Source organism: Enterobacter cloacae complex sp. 302F9 (genome assembly GCF_050030335.1).
Classification (GTDB): Bacteria; Pseudomonadota; Gammaproteobacteria; order Enterobacterales; family Enterobacteriaceae; genus Enterobacter; species Enterobacter hormaechei_C.
The window spans coordinates 2,644,532-2,659,965 of the sequence record NZ_JBLGUC010000001.1; the positions used below are offsets into that span (position 1 = coordinate 2,644,532).

Annotated in this window: 15 protein-coding genes and 2 pseudogenes; 7 read left to right on the forward strand and 10 right to left on the reverse strand. The window is 53.3% G+C overall.

Annotated elements, in window-relative coordinates; translation table 11 throughout:
* From sirB2 to hemA, 4 genes are read right to left on the reverse strand one after another with little or no spacing between them, the layout of a single operon-like run.
* A complete protein-coding gene (gene sirB2 / locus ACQG0T_RS12835; protein ID WP_017384257.1) occupies positions 1-393 on the reverse strand; it encodes an invasion regulator SirB2 in 393 nt (130 codons plus the stop codon).
* Positions 390-1,220 carry a peptide chain release factor N(5)-glutamine methyltransferase gene (gene prmC / locus ACQG0T_RS12840; protein WP_032671628.1) on the reverse strand — a complete coding sequence of 277 codons (831 nt, stop codon included), beginning with the start codon at positions 1,218-1,220 and terminating at the stop codon, positions 390-392. Before prmC ends, sirB2 begins: the two co-directional genes overlap by 4 nt.
* Positions 1,220-2,302 carry a peptide chain release factor 1 gene (prfA, locus tag ACQG0T_RS12845; protein ID WP_023296764.1) on the reverse strand — a complete coding sequence of 361 codons (1,083 nt, stop codon included), beginning with the start codon at positions 2,300-2,302 and terminating at the stop codon, positions 1,220-1,222. Before prfA ends, prmC begins: the two co-directional genes overlap by 1 nt.
* Before the next feature lie 41 nt (positions 2,303-2,343).
* Entirely contained in the window at positions 2,344-3,600 is a 1,257-nt protein-coding gene (gene hemA, locus ACQG0T_RS12850; RefSeq protein WP_023296765.1) for a glutamyl-tRNA reductase, read from the reverse strand.
* 201 nt (positions 3,601-3,801) lie between these two features.
* Here hemA and lolB point away from each other — a divergent pair, with 201 nt between their 5' ends.
* From lolB to dauA, 4 genes are all read left to right on the forward strand, one after another.
* Complete coding sequence (gene lolB / locus ACQG0T_RS12855; RefSeq protein ID WP_003856665.1) at positions 3,802-4,413, forward strand: lipoprotein insertase outer membrane protein LolB; 612 nt, start codon at positions 3,802-3,804, stop codon at positions 4,411-4,413.
* Entirely contained in the window at positions 4,410-5,279 is an 870-nt protein-coding gene (gene ispE / locus ACQG0T_RS12860) for a 4-(cytidine 5'-diphospho)-2-C-methyl-D-erythritol kinase (RefSeq protein ID WP_017693293.1), read from the forward strand. Before lolB ends, ispE begins: the two co-directional genes overlap by 4 nt.
* Before the next feature lie 125 nt (positions 5,280-5,404).
* Positions 5,405-6,352, forward strand: coding sequence for a ribose-phosphate diphosphokinase (gene prs / locus ACQG0T_RS12865; protein ID WP_003856663.1), 948 nt, complete (start codon positions 5,405-5,407; stop codon positions 6,350-6,352).
* A gap of 124 nt (positions 6,353-6,476) precedes the next feature.
* Positions 6,477-8,156: a C4-dicarboxylic acid transporter DauA gene (dauA, locus tag ACQG0T_RS12870; protein ID WP_023296766.1), complete on the forward strand. Its 1,680-nt coding sequence runs from the start codon at positions 6,477-6,479 to the stop codon at positions 8,154-8,156.
* On the opposite strand, the gene ACQG0T_RS12875 is transcribed toward dauA, so the two are convergent.
* Entirely contained in the window at positions 8,142-9,200 is a 1,059-nt protein-coding gene (locus ACQG0T_RS12875; RefSeq protein WP_023296767.1) for a MerR family transcriptional regulator, read from the reverse strand. The genes dauA and ACQG0T_RS12875 overlap by 15 nt on opposite strands.
* 119 nt (positions 9,201-9,319) lie before the next feature.
* Positions 9,320-9,595, reverse strand: a complete 276-nt coding sequence (ychH, locus tag ACQG0T_RS12880; protein WP_003856655.1) for a stress-induced protein YchH — start codon at positions 9,593-9,595, stop codon at positions 9,320-9,322.
* A gap of 274 nt (positions 9,596-9,869) precedes the next feature.
* On the opposite strand from ychH, the gene pth reads away from it, so the two are divergent.
* A complete protein-coding gene (pth, locus tag ACQG0T_RS12885; RefSeq protein WP_006810922.1) occupies positions 9,870-10,454 on the forward strand; it encodes an aminoacyl-tRNA hydrolase in 585 nt (194 codons plus the stop codon).
* A 126-nt stretch (positions 10,455-10,580) separates the two neighbouring features.
* Positions 10,581-11,675: a redox-regulated ATPase YchF gene (gene ychF / locus ACQG0T_RS12890; RefSeq protein ID WP_271040299.1), complete on the forward strand. Its 1,095-nt coding sequence runs from the start codon at positions 10,581-10,583 to the stop codon at positions 11,673-11,675.
* A 57-nt stretch (positions 11,676-11,732) separates the two neighbouring features.
* On the opposite strand, the gene ACQG0T_RS12895 is transcribed toward ychF, so the two are convergent.
* The 3 genes and pseudogenes from ACQG0T_RS12895 to ACQG0T_RS12905 form a co-directional block, all read right to left on the reverse strand.
* Positions 11,733-12,206, reverse strand: coding sequence for a hypothetical protein (locus tag ACQG0T_RS12895; protein ID WP_017384271.1), 474 nt, complete (start codon positions 12,204-12,206; stop codon positions 11,733-11,735).
* 172 nt (positions 12,207-12,378) lie between these two features.
* Complete coding sequence (locus ACQG0T_RS12900) at positions 12,379-12,861, reverse strand: SMI1/KNR4 family protein (protein WP_017384273.1); 483 nt, start codon at positions 12,859-12,861, stop codon at positions 12,379-12,381.
* 10 nt (positions 12,862-12,871) lie between these two features.
* Positions 12,872-14,098: pseudogene (locus ACQG0T_RS12905) on the reverse strand (RHS repeat-associated core domain-containing protein); the annotation flags it as partial.
* On the opposite strand from ACQG0T_RS12905, the pseudogene ACQG0T_RS12910 reads away from it, so the two are divergent.
* Positions 14,057-14,233: pseudogene (locus ACQG0T_RS12910) on the forward strand (hypothetical protein); the annotation flags it as partial. The pseudogenes ACQG0T_RS12905 and ACQG0T_RS12910 overlap by 42 nt on opposite strands.
* Positions 14,234-14,883: 650 nt before the next feature.
* Here the strand turns inward: ACQG0T_RS12910 and ACQG0T_RS12915 are convergent.
* Entirely contained in the window at positions 14,884-15,402 is a 519-nt protein-coding gene (locus tag ACQG0T_RS12915; RefSeq protein WP_023296769.1) for a hypothetical protein, read from the reverse strand.
* Positions 15,403-15,434 lie beyond the last annotated feature (32 nt).

Consider the following 15,434-nt stretch of genomic DNA (forward strand, 5'->3'; position numbering starts at 1 on the left):
TTACCCCAGTAACGGTATTCTTGTGGTGGCGAGTTTAATGATGATGTACAGCACCACCAGACCCAGCAAAAAGGCGATAAACCCTGTCTGCTGGCTGCGCGGACGATGACGCCCAAGCGCGATAAAACCCAAAACGATGTAGATGATAACGCCAAACAGCTTTTCAGTCAGCCATGCGCCTTTATCAGTAAATGGCAGATAGCCGGTTTTCCACATTAACCCGGCTCCGGAAAGGAACAGCACCGTGTCGATACAGTGCGGGGCGATGCGTACCCAGCGGGCGTTAATCAGCGGATTGTTGCTGTAGCGCCACCAGTAGCGGGCAATGAAAAAGCCAATGGTCAGGGCAACAGAAACCAGGTGAACGGAGATCAGCAGCGTAAACAGGCTCATGACCACTGCCCCAGCGTCAGACGTTCATTGCCGCCGTAATCCCGGCAGGTTTCCACGGCAGCGTATCCGGCACGCGTAAACAGCGCTCGCACCGCCTCTCCCTGCGTCCAGCCATGTTCCACCAGCAGCCAGCCACCGGGAAGCAAATGTTGTCGTGACGTTGTCACAATGTGATCGAGATCCGCAAGTCCCTGATTCGCAGCGACCAGCGCGGTCAACGGTTCAAAACGCACGTCGCCCTGCGCGAGATGCGGATCGTCTTCGTCGATGTAGGGCGGATTGCTGGCAACCATTTCAAACATGCGGCTTTCAAGCGCGGCAAACCAGCTGCTTTGCAGAACGGAAACATTGTTCAGCCCCAGCCGTTCAACGTTGCGCCGCGCGAGGGCGACCGCATCAGGCATCACGTCTACCGCCGTCACGGTGCAGTCCGGTCGCTCGCTGGCAAGCGCCAGCGCAATCGCGCCGGTGCCAGTACCGAGATCGAGGATCTGACACGGCTGCGCCGGTAACCGCGCCAGCGCCTGCTCCACCAGACACTCGGTGTCCGGGCGCGGGATCAGCGTGGCCGCTGAAACGTACAGCGGAAGTGACCAGAACTCGCGCTCGCCAACCAGATGCGCCACCGGCTCGCCGGTTTTACGGCGGGCAAGCAGTGCCTCCAGCTGCGATTGCTGTTCAGCGGTCAGCGCGGTTTCGCCGAAAGCCAGCAGATACGTGCGGGCTTTACCCGTCACATGCTCAAGCAGAATTTCGGCGTCGCGCTTCGGGCTTTCACTTGCAGAAAGCTCACTGGCGGCATGGCGTAACCAGCGCTGAAAATCCATTAATCCTGCTCGGACAGTGCCGCCAGCTGGTCGGCCTGGTATTCCTGCACGATAGGCTCAATCAGCATATCGAGCTTGCCTTCCATCGCCTCATCCAGACGGTAGAGCGTCAGGTTGATGCGATGGTCGGTTACGCGACCCTGCGGGAAGTTATAGGTACGGTTACGGTCGCTACGATCGCCGCTGCCCAGCAGGTTACGGCGGGTAGAGGCTTCCGCCTGCTGGCGTTTCGCCATTTCAGCCGCGTGGATACGGGCGCCCAGCACGGATAACGCTTTAGCCTTGTTCTTGTGCTGGGAACGTTCATCCTGACACTCAACCACAATCCCGGTGGGCAGGTGAGTAATACGGATAGCGGAGTCGGTGGTGTTAACGTGCTGACCACCTGCCCCTGAAGAGCGGAAGGTGTCGATGCGCAGATCCGCCGGGTTGATATCCGGCAGTTCCGCTTCCGGCAGCTCCGGCATCACCGCCACCGTACAGGCTGACGTATGAATGCGTCCCTGAGATTCTGTCGCAGGCACGCGCTGCACGCGGTGACCGCCGGATTCAAATTTCAGTCGACCGTACACGCCGTCGCCGCTGATCTTGGCGATAACCTCTTTGTAGCCGCCATGCTCGCCTTCGTTGGCGCTCATGATCTCCACGCGCCAGCGACGGGATTCGGCATAACGACTGTACATACGGAACAGATCCCCGGCGAACAGCGCCGCTTCGTCGCCGCCGGTACCGGCGCGGACTTCCACAAAGGCGTTACGTTCATCATCCGGATCTTTCGGCAGCAGAAGCACCTGAAGCTGCTGCTCCATCTCTTCTGAACGCGCTTTTGCGTCCTGCAACTCTTCCTGCGCCATCTCGCGCATCTCAGGATCGTCGAGCATCATCTGCGCGGTTTCGATATCTTCCTGGACCTGTCGCCAGTCGGTAAAGCATTTTGAAACATCACTTAACTGCGCGTATTCACGCGACAGCGCGCGAAAACGTTCCTGGTCGGCAATGATCCCGGCATCGCCGAGCAGCGCCTGGACTTCTTCATGGCGCTCGTGCAGAGCTTCCAGTTTAGCGACGATAGAAGGCTTCATAGGCGTAAATGCACCTTGTCTTAGAAAATGGGTATAGGGCGCTATTCCAGCCCGAGGCTGTTGCGCAGAATTGTCAGGCGTTCATCGTCCCCGTCACGGGCAGCCTGCTGAAGAGATTTGGTTGGGGCATGGATCAGGCGGTTGGTCAGTTTCCAGGCCAGATCCTGCATAATCGCCTGCGCGTCGCCGCCCTGTTCAAGGGCCGCTAACGCTTTGGCCGTCAGGTCATCACGCACCTGCTCCGCCTGACCGCGGTATTCGCGGATGGTCTCGCTGACGCTTTGCGCGCGCAGCCAGGCCATAAATTCGCTGGTTTCCTGTTCAACGATGGTTTCCGCCTGCACAGCCGCCGCCTTACGCTGGGCAAGGTTGTGCGAAATGATGCTTTGCAGGTCATCCACGCTGTACAGGTAGGCGTTCGCCAGTTTGCCCACTTCCGGTTCGACATCACGCGGAACGGCGATATCCACCAGCAGCATCGGCTGATTGCGGCGGGATTTCAGCGCACGCTCGACCATCCCTTTCCCGATAATCGGCAGCGGGCTGGCGGTAGAACTGATAATAATGTCCGCCTCTTTCAGACGTTCATCGATGTCGCTCAGCGCAATCACCTCAGCGCCCACTTCATCTGCCAGCACCTGCGCACGTTCGCGGGTGCGGTTGGCGATGATCATCTTCTTCACCTTGTGTTCGCGAAGATGGCGCGCCACCAGCTCGATGGTTTCGCCCGCTCCCACCAGCATTACGGTGACGGTCGACAGGGATTCAAAAATTTGACGGGCAAGGGTACAGGCCGCGAAAGCAACCGAAACCGCACTGGCGCCAATGTCGGTTTCGGTTCGCACACGCTTCGCCACGGAGAATGACTTCTGGAACATTCGTTCCAGTTCGCTGGCTTTCAGATGCCCTTTCTGGGAATCCGCGAAGGCTTTTTTCACCTGCCCAAGAATTTGCGGCTCGCCCAGCACCAGCGAATCCAGACCGCTGGCCACGCGCATCAGATGGCTGACCGCATCGTTGTCCTGATGCCAGTACAGGCTATTGCGCAGTTCTTCTTCGTTGAGGTTGTGGTAGTCGCATAACCAGCGGATCAGCGCCTCGTGCAGGTTGTCCTGCTCTTCTACGCTCAAATACAGCTCGGTACGGTTGCACGTCGACAGCACCACGCCACCCTGCACCATCGGCTGTGCAAGCAGGCTGTCCAGCGCCAGGTCGAGCGTATCCGGCGAAAACGTAACGCGTTCTCGCAGTGAAACCGGGGCCGTTTTGTGGTTAATACCGAGTGCTAATAGGGTCATGTTGAGCGGGAGTAGTACCAGCGTTAATAAGGTTAGCAGGACGCATCATACAGGATGCGCGAGATCAATAAAAGAGACTGCCCCCTTTCGGAGTAATAGCTTACGCCACGCTTTGAGATAATTTGAACGTAGACGGTGACACCCTTCAACGCTAGCATTAACAGTTATAACTGCAACGTATCTCAAGGATTTGTCATCATTATGACCCGAATGATTCGCCTGCTGCCTCTGGCGGCCCTGGTTCTGACCGCCTGTTCCGTTCATCAGCCGAAAGGCCCGGGCAAAAGCCCTGACTCACCGCAGTGGCGTCAGCACCAGCAGGACGTGCTGAAATTAAGCCAGTACCAGACCCGCGGTGCATTTGCTTATCTCTCTGACGAACAAAAAGTTTACGCTCGCTTCTTCTGGCAGCAAACGGGTCAGGACAACTATCGCCTGCTGCTGCTGAACCCGCTGGGCAGCACCGAGCTGGAGCTTAACGCGAAGCCTGGCGAAGCGCAGATCACCGATAACAAAGGCCAGCACTACACGGCAACCGACGCCGAAGAGATGATTGGCAAGCTGACCGGAATGCCGATTCCGCTCAATAGTCTGCGCCAGTGGATCCTTGGCCTGCCGGGTGATGCGACCGACTATACGCTCGACGATCAATACCGTCTGAGCCAGGTGAACTACACCCAGGGCGGTAAAACCTGGAAAGTGGTGTACAGCGCGTATGACAGCAAGACGCAACCGTCGCTGCCGTCCAATATGGAGCTGACGCAGGGTAGCCAGCGTATCAAGCTGAAAATGGACAACTGGATCGTTAAATGATGACCCACTGGCCCTCTCCCGCAAAACTGAACCTGTTTCTCTACATTACCGGGCAGCGCGCTGACGGCTATCACACCCTGCAAACCCTGTTTCAGTTTGTCGATTACGGCGACACCATCTCCATCGAACCGCGTCAGGATGGGCAGATTTGCCTGCTGACGCCGGTCGACGGCGTGGCGCATGACGATAACCTGATCGTGCGCGCTGCCCGCCTGCTAATGAAAACGGCGTCGACGTCGGGTCGTCTGCCGGCGGGAAGCGGTGCGGATATCCGTATCGACAAACGCCTGCCGATGGGCGGCGGTCTTGGCGGCGGCTCATCAAACGCCGCGACTGTACTGGTGGCGCTTAACCACCTCTGGGGCTGCGGTCTGACGACGGACGAACTGGCAGCGTTAGGGTTGACGCTGGGCGCCGATGTACCGGTGTTTGTGCGCGGCCACGCGGCGTTCGCTGAAGGTGTCGGTGAAATCCTCACGCCGGTCGATCCGCCGGAAAAATGGTATCTGATCGTTCACCCCGGCGTGAGCATTCCTACCCCGGTCATCTTTAAAGATCCTGACCTGAAAAGAAATACCCCGGCACGGTCAATAAAAACGTTATTAAATTGTGAATTCAGCAACGATTGCGAGGATATCGCAAGAAAACGTTTTCGCGAGGTTGATGCGGTGCTTTCCTGGCTGTTAGAATACGCGCCGTCGCGCCTGACCGGTACAGGGGCCTGTGTCTTTGCTGAATTTGACACCGAAACCGCCGCCCGTCAGGTGCTTGAGCAAGCGCCGGTTTGGCTGCATGGTTTTGTAGCACGCGGGATGAACACCTCCCCCCTACAGCAGGCCATTCTGGCGCAGACTGAGTTTCGGTGACAACGTCACCCTGTTCCAGACGTTGCATCGCGCTCTTTAATACACCGCCTGGATAGCGTTTGCTTAGGCCCCGCAGTTTGCGGCGAACGCTATCCACCACTGGACGCATGCCTGAGGTTCTTCTCGTGCCTGATATGAAGCTTTTTGCTGGTAACGCCACCCCGGAACTAGCACAACGTATTGCCAACCGCCTGTACACTTCCCTCGGCGACGCCGCTGTAGGTCGCTTTAGCGACGGCGAAGTCAGCGTACAAATTAACGAAAATGTACGCGGTGGTGATATTTTCATCATCCAGTCCACCTGTGCTCCAACGAATGACAACCTGATGGAATTGGTTGTTATGGTCGACGCGCTGCGTCGTGCTTCTGCTGGCCGTATCACTGCTGTTATTCCTTACTTTGGCTATGCACGTCAGGACCGTCGCGTCCGTTCCGCGCGTGTGCCAATCACCGCTAAAGTTGTCGCTGACTTCCTGTCCAGCGTCGGCGTTGACCGCGTACTGACGGTTGACCTGCACGCAGAGCAGATCCAGGGCTTCTTCGACGTGCCGGTTGATAACGTATTCGGCAGCCCAATCCTGCTGGAAGACATGCTGCAACTGAATCTGGACAACCCGATTGTGGTTTCTCCGGACATCGGCGGCGTGGTACGTGCGCGTGCTATCGCGAAGCTGCTGAACGATACCGACATGGCGATCATCGACAAACGCCGTCCGCGCGCTAACGTTTCTCAGGTGATGCACATCATCGGTGACGTGGCTGGCCGCGACTGCGTGTTGGTGGACGACATGATCGATACCGGCGGTACGCTGTGTAAAGCCGCTGAAGCGCTGAAAGAGCGTGGTGCGAAACGCGTATTCGCTTACGCCACTCACCCGATCTTCTCCGGCAATGCGGTAAATAACCTCCGTAACTCCGTCATTGACGAAGTTGTGGTCTGCGATACCATTCCACTGAGCGACGAGATCAAAGCGCTGCCAAACGTGCGTACGTTGACTCTGTCCGGGATGCTGGCCGAAGCGATTCGTCGTATCAGCAACGAAGAATCGATCTCTGCAATGTTCGAACACTGATCGAACACGGCCAAAAAACCCGCTACGGCGGGTTTTTTTGTTTATAGTATTTATTTGTATGACTTATGCCTCCTTCACCTGCCATTCACATGACAGATGATGCGCACACGGATGATAGATAATTGTGAAAAACGTAACCTCCTCACATGTTCTGCCCTTTCGCGCCCTCATCGACGCCTGCTGGAAAGAGAAATACACATCGTCACGCTTTGTTCGTGACCTGATAGCCGGGATCACCGTCGGGATTATTGCCATCCCGCTGGCGATGGCGCTGGCGATTGGTAGCGGCGTCGCGCCGCAGTACGGGCTGTACACCTCGGCCGTTGCGGGGATTGTGATTGCGCTGACGGGCGGGTCCCGCTTCAGCGTCTCCGGCCCGACTGCCGCCTTTGTGGTGATCCTCTACCCGGTTTCCCAACAGTTTGGTCTGGCAGGCCTGCTGGTTGCCACCCTGATGTCCGGCATCTTTTTAATTCTGTTTGGTCTGGCCCGCTTTGGTCGCCTGATTGAATATATTCCCCTTTCCGTAACGCTGGGGTTCACCTCGGGGATTGGGATTACCATCGGGACCATGCAGATTAAGGATTTCCTCGGCCTGCAAATGGCCCATGTTCCGGAGCACTATTTACAGAAAGTGGGCGCGCTGTTTATGGCGTTGCCGACGGCCAACCTGGGCGATGCAGCCATTGGCATCGTTACCCTCGGCACACTTATCGTCTGGCCTCGCTTAGGCATTCGTCTCCCGGGGCATCTGCCCGCTCTGCTGCTGGGCTGCGCGGTGATGGGCGTTGTCAACCTGCTCGGTGGACAGGTCGCCACCATTGGCTCCCAGTTCCACTATGTTCTGGCGGACGGCTCACAGGGCAGCGGCATTCCGCAGTTGCTGCCGCAGCTGGTTCTGCCGTGGGACATGCCGGGCTCAAGCTTCACCCTAAGCTGGGATTCCCTTCGCGCTCTGCTGCCTGCCGCGTTCTCCATGGCAATGCTGGGCGCGATTGAATCCCTGCTCTGCGCCGTCGTGCTCGACGGCATGACCGGCACTAAGCACAAAGCCAACAGCGAGCTGGTCGGCCAGGGCTTAGGGAACATCGTTGCACCGTTCTTCGGCGGTATTACCGCTACGGCTGCGATTGCCCGTTCCGCCGCGAACGTACGTGCGGGCGCGACATCACCGGTTTCGGCGGTCATTCACTCCCTGCTGGTGATCATGGCGCTGCTGATCCTTGCCCCGCTGCTTTCATGGCTTCCGCTCTCGGCCATGGCTGCGCTGCTGCTGATGGTGGCCTGGAACATGAGTGAGGCGCATAAGGTGGTTAACCTGCTGCGCCGTGCGCCGAAAGACGACATTATCGTGATGCTGATCTGCATGTCGTTGACCGTACTGTTCGATATGGTTATCGCCATCAGCGTCGGCATTGTGCTGGCCTCGCTGCTGTTTATGCGCCGCATCGCGCAGATGACGCGTCTCTCCCCGGTTAACGTTGAGGTGCCTGACGATGTGCTGGTGCTGCGCGTGATTGGTCCGCTGTTCTTCGCCGCAGCGGAAGGTTTGTTCAGCGATTTGGAATCCCGCATCGCGGGCAAACGGATTGTGGTGCTGAAGTGGGATGCCGTCCCGGTGCTGGATGCCGGCGGTCTGGATGCCTTCCAGCGCTTTGTTGCCCGCCTGCCGGAAGGCTGCGAGCTGCGGATAAGTAACCTTGAATTCCAGCCCCTGCGCACCATGGCGCGCGCGGGCGTGCAGCCGATCCCTGGCCGATTGTCCTTCTACCCTAACCGTGAAGCTGCGTTAGCGGATCTGTGAGTCATCTGATGCAGAGACTCGTCTTTGCATCATCACCCCGATCGCCTGCTGGAGCCATTCAAGCACGGCAGGCGTCATCCACGTGCCTTTCATCAGATGCGGCTCCTGCTGCATGGCGAGGCGAAATTTTTGCTGGGTCTGCGGGTTTGTTCCTGCATAGGACTGGAATAAAACCAGCCACTTTTCTGCCAGCTTTTGCGCATCGTCAGAAGCGGGACTGAGATTATCCTGCTGCGCCTGATGCAGCTTCGCCACCAGCGGCGGCCACTCCATCATCCGGTCAAAGTAGTGCGCCCGGGTAAAGGCCATCTCTTCGGCAGTGAGATATTTCTCCCAGATGCTGAGCTTTGATTCGGCAAACGCCCGCGTGATGTAATCAGTTATCTCCGGCGTAATGCCGGTTTGCTCCTGCATCTGCGGCTCCACGCTGTGCATCTCGTTCAGACGGGTCAAAAATTCCGGTTTGCCTGCGGTATCCTGCTCCAGGCGTTCCATCCACCGTGAAGCCAAATCGGTCGCCCGCGCGTCCGTGACGCTGACGTTCTGTTCCAGCAAGTGTTTAACCTCCGTCACCAGACCCGACCAGATATCCGCCAGCGCCTCTTTCTCTACCGCAAACGGTAGTTGCTGCAACTCTTCTTTGCTAAACCAGCGATCGTACATATTCATTAACTCCAGAGTCTGTAGCCAGGATTCCAGATCCGGCGTCGCATCGTCGGTCAGCCCGGTACGCAATTCCACCAGCCGGTTGCGCAGCGTATGGATGCTACGCAGTTGCTTGTCCAGCAGAGTGATTTGCCCGTCGAGTAATTCGGCTAATGACAGCGAACGCTGTTCCAGAAAATCCCTGATTTCGGCAAGCTCCAGTCCGGCTTTTGCCAGCGCCTGGATCATATGCAGACGCTGCACATCCGCCAGGTTATAAAGCCGGTAGCCTGCCGCGCTTCTGGCAGAAGGTAACAACAGCCCTGTTTGCTCGTAGTGATGCAAAGTCCGCACGGTGATCCCGGCACGTTTCGCCAGTTCACCCACCTGTATCAACATAACGGCTCCTTTTGTTCTGCCAGTGTCGTTACTCTGAAGCCTTACGTTACGTGAGGGTCAATGCGTCATGCAAAAAAAACGACTTCAGATGAAGTCGTTTCGGTGTTCTTTATGGGGCACTAGCTATGCTTGCGCTGGTCGCGGCGGCATCGTTTATCGTAATGGCGCACCCACCAGTATTTATCGCAGACTTCCTCATGTCCGCTCACGCGCGCCCCGGCGAGCCACAATACCGCACCAAGGAAGATACTCAGCACCGCGCCATGCGCAAAGTATTGTGGGAGGTCAAGCTGCGGTAATTGGTTTAAGATTGAATAACCGACACCGGCGACCATCACGAACAGTCCCAACCCCATTAGCACGTTACCGAGCATTGAAGCGTTTTTGCGTTTCATATGTCACCTCCGGAACTTTGGGTTGTCAGGGGAAAAGCCCCTTCTCCTTGTGTGTAAAGTATAGACAACGCCTCTTATATGAGTTGCGTGAATGATCACATTTACTGATAACTCCCGGACAAAAATTTACAAATAAGACATTGAACAGCTTGAAATTCTAATTGTTCAAAGAGGAAATTATTCGCATTTCGGTGTACAGCAGGCAGAACTTTGTCAAGCGGCGCGCCAGACAGTAAACTACGCGCCAGATCTGGAACCCATTAGGAAGTAAATCGTGACGATTAAACTGATTGTCGGCCTCGCCAATCCGGGCGCAGAGTATGCCGCTACCCGCCATAACGCCGGCGCCTGGTATGTTGATCTGCTGGCGGAGCGTTTGCGCGCTCCCCTGCGTGAAGAACCCAAGTTTTACGGGTATACCTCACGCATCAATCTTGCGGGTGCTGACGTGCGGTTGCTGGTGCCAACCACCTTTATGAACCTGAGCGGCAAAGCCGTGGCGGCCATGGCAACGTTTTATCGCATCAATCCGGATGAGATCCTGGTGGCCCACGACGAACTGGACCTGCCGCCAGGCGTGGCGAAGTTCAAACTGGGCGGCGGTCATGGCGGCCATAATGGTCTGAAAGACATCATCAGCAAACTGGGTAATAACCCTAATTTCCACCGTTTGCGCGTGGGAATCGGCCATCCGGGCGATAAAAACAAAGTTGTTGGTTTCGTACTGGGTAAACCCCCGGTTTCTGAGCAGAAGTTGATTGACGAAGCGGTGGACGAAGCGGCCCGCTGCACCGAGATTTGGCTTCAGGATGGCCTGACGAAAGCCACCAATCGACTGCACGCTTTCAAAGCGCAATAATCGGCGCCCTGGGGCTTTTTTACCGCGCGTCGCGCGGGTTACGTGTATAATAGGCGTAGTTATTTACTTTTCTTCAATCGGTTATCGTTAACGGATTGATTATCAAGATATTAAGGTGATTTAGAAATGGGATTCAAATGCGGTATCGTCGGTCTGCCAAACGTGGGCAAATCCACCCTGTTCAACGCGCTCACCAAAGCAGGTATTGAAGCGGCGAACTTCCCGTTCTGTACCATCGAGCCGAACACCGGTGTTGTTCCTATGCCCGATCCGCGTCTGGACCAGCTCGCGGAAATCGTGAAGCCGCAGCGCATTCTGCCAACCACCATGGAGTTCGTGGACATCGCGGGCCTGGTAAAAGGCGCATCCAAAGGTGAAGGCCTGGGCAACCAGTTCCTGACCAACATCCGTGAAACCGAAGCGATCGGCCACGTTGTGCGCTGCTTCGAGAACGACAACATTATCCACGTTAACAACAAAGTGGATCCAGCTGACGACATCGACGTCATCAACACCGAGCTGGCCCTCTCTGACCTCGACACCTGCGAGCGCGCCATTCACCGCGTGCAGAAGAAAGCCAAAGGCGGCGACAAAGACGCGAAAGCGGAACTGGCTGCGCTGGAAAAATGTCTGCCACAGCTGGAAAACGCGGGCATGCTGCGCGCGCTGAAAAACCTGACTGACGAAGACAAAGCGGCGATCAAATACCTGAGCTTCCTGACCCTGAAGCCTACCATGTACATCGCCAACGTTAACGAAGACGGTTTCGAGAACAACCCGTATCTGGACAAAGTGCGTGAAATCGCTGCGGCTGAAGGCTCTGTAGTGGTAGCGGTTTGCGCTGCCGTTGAATCTGATATTGCAGAGCTGGACGACGACGACCGCGAAGAGTTCATGGCCGAGCTGGGTCTGGAAGAGCCGGGCCTGAACCGCGTGATCCGCGCGGGCTATGAGCTGCTGAACCTGCAAACCTACTTCACCGCTGGTGTAAAAGAAGTGCGTGCGTGGACCATCCCTGTCGGTGCGACCGCGCCTCAGGCGGCCGGTAAGATCCACACCGACTTCGAGAAAGGCTTCATTCGTGCGCAGACTATCGCGTTTGAAGACTTCATAACCTACAAGGGTGAGCAAGGCGCGAAAGAAGCAGGCAAGATGCGTGCGGAAGGGAAAGATTACATCGTTAAAGATGGCGACGTGATGAACTTTTTGTTTAACGTTTGATTTGTTTTGAATGAAAAAAATCCACGCTTTGGCGTGGATTTTTTTTCGCGTGTCCTATCAATAGATAACTAGTTTGCCCGCTGGCCAAGTACCTGACCATCCACAGGGCATATGCCCAGCTTCATAAACATTAATTAAGCCTTCAAAAGCGAATGGCTCATGTAGTAAAGAACTATACGCATCTTCAAGCAAGTAATTCACAAGGTCCCATTTTAAGTTCTCAGTCATTGATCCTTTCTCAGACTCTGGGAAGATTATTTTTGGGATAATATCATTCTCCACAACTTTCTTAGCTTCTTTGACCAAAGAGTTCCAATATTGATATTTGTTAGTGTGTTTTTTTGCGAGATAGCCCGTTATTTCATAACCAGCCTCCAAGGTGGCACTTTCCCATTCATCGCTATTCAAGCCTTTTATAAATAAGCTAAGGGACTGAGCCTGGATAACACCAGGGAGTGTCGTTGCTACACCAAGATTAACAAACCAATTAATATTATTTAACCTATGTATTGCTAACTGGGATATCTTCATTTTTTAACCTGATTTATTCTACATGGGATTCTAGCTGCTTTCATACCACCAAGCCTGTCATGCTGTTTTATAATAAAACCCTATGGTTTGTGTCACAGAGCTTTATTAAAAATATGAATATCAAAACAACAGCAATCGAAGTAAATAAATCGATTAAATTTTTAAATATTCTTTAAGAAAGATCTTCTTCTGCTACTAATCCATTAACAAAATTGGCAAATGAATTTGTCAGATATCTTTGAAGTTTTATGTGATTCTCTTGCATAGTCAAATCCTCATCAAAAGAATCTGTAGCAAAATATACTATTGAGTAATTGTCTAAATCTAGACAGAAGAAATTCCCTCCCCAATCATTTGCGAAAGGAAGCAGGTTTTTAGGAATCACTTCCCTATCCAACATGCTGATATAACAACCGTCGATTAAAGATCTAGGGTCATTATTTGTCTGACTATTATAAACAAACGGTTTAAACCCTGCCACCTCTACTGGCTCAAAATCTTCATCACCGTCCCACCAACTTTTCTCAGGAGTGCCACCATTAAATTGCAGATAATGTGAAACGAAATCATCCGGAAGAGTAATAGATAATTTCTCTTCCGTTTTAGTAATATCTGCACGTCCAATCTTTTTTTCACAGTTACTGAAATGGTTCATAGGTTATACCTCACTGATGACAGTTTGCACGCAATTTTTTCGGGACACGCCCCTTCAACCAGCCTTTAGAATGAGAAACAGCAATGGCTTCTTGGGAACCATATTTTACACCAAAATATTTCTCGAATTGTGAGACTGAGCCTTTATGTGGGAAAGTAGCTTCATGCGCAGAAGTTTTTACTAATTGCATTGTTGTCCTTCCTGTGGCTGGGTCAAAATCATCGACATGATGCCATGTATATCCAGTTGCATCGCTTTTAGAAATACCGGCTGCCTTGAAAGCCTCGGTGAAATCTCTATCTCGAGTTCCTTGCATTGTAATAGATACAATATTCTGTTTTGTTCCATTGATTGGGAAAAGATCTGGGCTTCCTGTAAAGTCGACTCCCTTTAATGCCAACCCCCACGGATCCACCCAACCCAGCGCATTCGGCGCATACTGGTAAAGGTTTATCCCCCCCGCCAGCCCTATCGGGTCCTGCTGCGTAAACCGCCCGCAGTCCGGGTCGTAATACCGGAACAGATTGTAGTGCAGCCCTGTCTCACGGTCCTGGTATTGCCCCTGCATCCGCAGGTTCTGAGAATATCCTGATACCTGCGTCTCGCTTTCCCGCAGCAGCTTGCCCCAGGCGCTGTTCACCCCTTCCCAGCGCACCTGCCCTTCGCTATCCGTCATCCGCTCCGGCGTGCCGTTGGGCTGGCAGTGGAACCAGAAAATCTCCGGAGCATCAACGCCGTCAATGCGCGCCAGCGGGTCGTAGCTGTTCTGATCGCTGTAGACGTAGGTCAGCGGCACGTCCCCGTGCACCTCCTGCAACAGCCGGAACCCTTCCCAGACAAACCGCGTGGTGACCGGCTTGCCGGTTGGCTGGCCGCCCAGCATCTGGCGGCGCGTTTTGCTGATGCGTCGCCCGAGCGGATCGTAGCGGAAGCTGACCTGCGTCTGCGGCCTGTTGCGGTCCCGCGGCTGGCTGATCACCTCCGTCAGGCGGTGCTCACCGTCGTAGCGGTAGTGCCAGCGGGTCTGTCCGTTATCTTTCTCCACGGTGCGTCCGTGGACGTCATAGCGCCAGCGAATGCCGTTCAGCTGCGTCAGCCGGTTGTGCGTAACCTTCTCAGCAGATCCTTCGAGCGGGTTACCGGTAGTATCCCAGCGGTGCAACCAAGAGCACTGAAAATTACCGGTAACTATATCCCGGCGATGCAGGCGGCCAAGACGGTCATATTCGCTGCGGGTTCGTTAGTGTTAGTAGTTTGCGCCACGGTTGAATCCGATAATACTGAACTGGACGATGCCGACCGTGAAGAGTTTATGGAAGAGCTGGGTCAGGAAGAGCCAGGCGCGAAAGAAGGAGGCAAGATGCGTGCATAAGGAAAAGACTACATTGTTGAAGATGGCGATGTGATGAACTTCTTGTTTACGTTTAATTTTTATGAACGGGAAAAATCCACGCTTTCACGTACATTTTTTATTAGGGAGTCAAAAAAATATCTTAGAGATCTGACTTCTTGCTCACCTCCAAAGAAATGATTTGTGTAGTCGCAAGCTTTAACGTCTGAAAAGGCACCTCGATTAATCACTCAACAAGTAAGGCCAGACTCTAATACTTAGCGAGGCTGACACCACCGTTTCTTAGGAGAGGTCTGCCGGTCGACAATAATATATCTTCTAAATCCTTTTTTTTGCGAGCGGGAATCGTTAAAAGTTTTGAATCGCATTTTATCATAATAAGCAGGGCCTGATCGAGACAACGCGTTACGCTTCATACCATTTAAATAAAACCAATCATGCCAGCCATTTTGGTTTTCCACATAGCTAAAGACAACAACCCCTTCTTCGTTCAGATGATTTTTAAGTAATAGAAAAATGTGCCTCGTGGCAGTGCAGGCAAAGAAGCTTTTGCCCTAAGCATCAAATAGGGTTACAACGGTTAATAATGGCTTTTTATCGGTTAACACAAAAACTAACTCGCGTGTTGTAAGACAATTGCATAATCTAAAATGGTATGCTGAAAATTTTTTTTACCCTTCAGCAATGATAACGTTTCTATGATTTGTTCCATTCTTTATCCAGAACATTTCATCTTGAGGTAACGTTCCATTACCGCAGAAATCAACAAGCTCACCTTGCCAACCATCAGGAACATATTTTTGATAATGCATACTTTCAACATACTCAGAATATAGTCTTTTATTATCAAAATCTATAAGCAAATCCGGCATAAGATCATATATATCCCACCAAGTTGTTTTTTGCGAAAGCCTACTAAAAAACTCATCAGCTATGTCATCCTTATCGAATGAATAGCCATCTTTAATTAACCCATCAATAAATATCTGCGCGTTTTCTTCATTTACTACGGGTATGTCATATCTTTCCTTATGGACATCCTGTAGATTTATTTCCACCCCACTTTTCACAAAACCCTCTATCCATTTAATTCTATCTAAAATCCACATTTCTTTGAACGCCACGAACCAATAATATATTCCTTCTTTCTTTACTATCACAAGGAGATCATCATCTTTATTAATATTCATATAGTAACCTATTTTACATTACCGGAGCCTGG